The 1,253-nt window shown below is 45.3% G+C and carries 10 tRNA genes; all 10 read left to right on the forward strand.

The window, feature by feature from the left end:
* Positions 1-71 precede the first annotated feature (71 nt).
* Positions 72-147 (forward strand) — tRNA-Asp (locus AC1DTM_RS27130).
* 9 nt (positions 148-156) lie between these two features.
* A tRNA-Phe gene (locus AC1DTM_RS27135) sits at positions 157-232 on the forward strand.
* 14 nt (positions 233-246) lie between these two features.
* Positions 247-322: transfer RNA gene (locus tag AC1DTM_RS27140), tRNA-Thr, on the forward strand.
* A 10-nt stretch (positions 323-332) separates the two neighbouring features.
* A tRNA-Tyr gene (locus AC1DTM_RS27145) sits at positions 333-416 on the forward strand.
* An 8-nt stretch (positions 417-424) separates the two neighbouring features.
* A tRNA-Trp gene (locus AC1DTM_RS27150) sits at positions 425-498 on the forward strand.
* Positions 499-517: 19 nt separating this feature from the next.
* Positions 518-593 (forward strand) — tRNA-His (locus tag AC1DTM_RS27155).
* 63 nt (positions 594-656) lie between these two features.
* Positions 657-731: transfer RNA gene (locus AC1DTM_RS27160), tRNA-Gln, on the forward strand.
* A gap of 5 nt (positions 732-736) precedes the next feature.
* A tRNA-Gly gene (locus tag AC1DTM_RS27165) sits at positions 737-811 on the forward strand.
* 14 nt (positions 812-825) lie between these two features.
* Positions 826-896 (forward strand) — tRNA-Cys (locus AC1DTM_RS27170).
* A gap of 10 nt (positions 897-906) precedes the next feature.
* Positions 907-988 (forward strand) — tRNA-Leu (locus AC1DTM_RS27175).
* The last annotated feature ends 265 nt before the right edge of the window (positions 989-1,253 follow it).

Below are 1,253 nucleotides of genomic sequence, written 5' to 3' on the forward strand. Positions count from 1 at the left end.
GAGCAGTACGGTAGCTCGTCGGGCTCATAATCCGAAGGTCGCAGGTTCAAATCCTGTCCCCGCAACCAAATGGTCCCGTGGTGTAGTGGTTAACATGCCTGCCTGTCACGCAGGAGATCGCCGGTTCGACCCCGGTCGGGACCGCCATTTTAATAAGGCTCGGTAGCTCAGTCGGTAGAGCAGAGGACTGAAAATCCTCGTGTCGGCGGTTCGATTCCGTCCCGAGCCACCATTTTAATAAAATATGCCGGCTTAGCTCAATTGGTAGAGCAACTGACTTGTAATCAGTAGGTTGGGGGTTCAAGTCCTCTAGCCGGCACCATGTAAGTTTCGGAGGGGTAGCGAAGTGGCTAAACGCGGCGGACTGTAAATCCGCTCCTTTGGGTTCGGCAGTTCGAATCTGCCCCCCTCCACCATTTTACACAGGGGCATAGTTTAAAGGTAGAACTGAGGTCTCCAAAACCTCCAGTGTGGGTTCAATTCCTACTGCCCCTGCCAAATATATAAACACAACATGGCGGTTGTGGCGAAGTGGTTAACGCACCGGATTGTGGCTCCGGCAYTCGTGGGTTCAATTCCCATCAGTCGCCCCATTTTWTYTTTTAAAATTACAAATAAATTAATGGATACTTACATATAATTAAGTAAAACTTCGGTGGGCTATAGCCAAGCGGTAAGGCAACGGACTTTGACTCCGTCATGCGCTGGTTCGAATCCAGCTAGCCCAGCCATTTTTGCGGAAGTAGTTCAGTGGTAGAATACAACCTTGCCAAGGTTGGGGTCGCGGGTTCGAATCCCGTCTTCCGCTCCATTTTAACTTCATATGGCGGCATAGCCAAGTGGTAAGGCAGAGGTCTGCAAAACCTTTACCACCGGTTCAAATCCGGTTGCCGCCTTTCTTATTATGCCGATGTGGCGGAATTGGCAGACGCGCACGACTCAAAATCGTGTTCCTTCGGGAGTGTCGGTTCGACCCCGACCATCGGTATCGGTGACTTAAAAAAGACTCTAACAGAAATGTTAGGGTCTTTTTTGTTAAATTATGCTATGTGATTCTAAAATTCGTAATAAACTTAGGAATTCATGTATAATATAACTTGTCGAAAGAACAAAATGATAGTGATTTATATTATGTCTGTAATATGAATCAAAAATGAACTTTTTATATTTCTTTTAAAAATGTGTTGAATACACATTATATTTCATATTAATATTTTTATGTAGATTTAAAATGGGAAAGAGAGTGGAAAGTA

Source organism: Bacillus sp. P4_D3, from assembly GCF_056401855.1.